The 984-nt window shown below is 70.7% G+C and carries 1 pseudogene; it reads left to right on the forward strand.

The annotated features are described in order from the left end of the window. Positions 1 to 125: 125 nt before the first annotated feature. Positions 126 to 984, forward strand: a pseudogene (locus tag BHU15_RS37850) (5-methyltetrahydropteroyltriglutamate--homocysteine S-methyltransferase); the annotation flags it as partial.

The following is a 984-nucleotide window of genomic DNA, read 5'->3' on the forward strand; positions in this document are numbered from 1 at the left end:
TCGACGCCACCGCCGAGGGCGACATCGACCCCGAGATCGTCCGCTGGTTCGCCTTCGCCCGCCAGAAGAGCGCCGAGATCGCGACCCTGGCCCGCGCCCTGACCGAGGGCACCGCCGCGATCANNCGTCACCGACGCCGACGGCCGGCGTTCGCAGCCGTACGCCGTACGGACCGCCGCCCAGCGGGCGCACCTGCGGCTGCCCCTCCTGCCCACGACGACGATCGGTTCCTTCCCGCAGACCACCGAACTGCGCACCGCGCGGGCCGACTTGCGCAAGGGACGTATCGACACCGCCGGATACGAGGAGCGGATCAGGGAGGAGATCCGGGAGGTCGTGACCTTCCAGGAGAAGACCGGGATCGACGTTCTCGTGCACGGCGAGCCCGAACGCAACGACATGGTCCAGTACTTCGCCGAGCAGCTGACCGGTTACGTCGCCACGCGGCACGGGTGGGTCCAGTCGTACGGCACGCGTCATGTACGCCCGCCGGTCCTCGTCGGGGACATCTCGCGGCCGGAGCCGATGACGGTGCGCTGGACGTCGTACGCGCAGTCGCTCACCGACCGGCCGGTCAAGGGCATGCTCACCGGGCCCGTCACCATGCTCGCCTGGTCCTTCGTCCGTGACGACCAGCCGCTCGGCGACACGGCGCGCCAGGTCGCGCTCGCCCTGCGCGACGAGGTCGGCGACCTCGAGGCGGCGGGTACGTCGGTGATCCAGGTCGACGAGCCCGCGCTGCGCGAGACGCTGCCGCTGCGCGCCGCCGATCACGCCGGGTATCTGGCGTGGGCGACCGAGTCGTTCCGACTCACCACCGCCGGTGTCCGTCCGGAGACGCAGATCCATACGCATATGTGCTACGCGGAGTTCGGCGACATCGTGCAGGCCATCGACGACCTCGACGCGGATGTCATCAGCCTGGAGGCGGCCCGTTCCCATATGCAGGTCGCGGGCGAACTCGCCTCGCACGGCTACCCGCGC

Source organism: Streptomyces niveus (assembly GCF_001723055.1).
Lineage (GTDB): Bacteria > Actinomycetota > Actinomycetes > Streptomycetales > Streptomycetaceae > Streptomyces > Streptomyces niveus.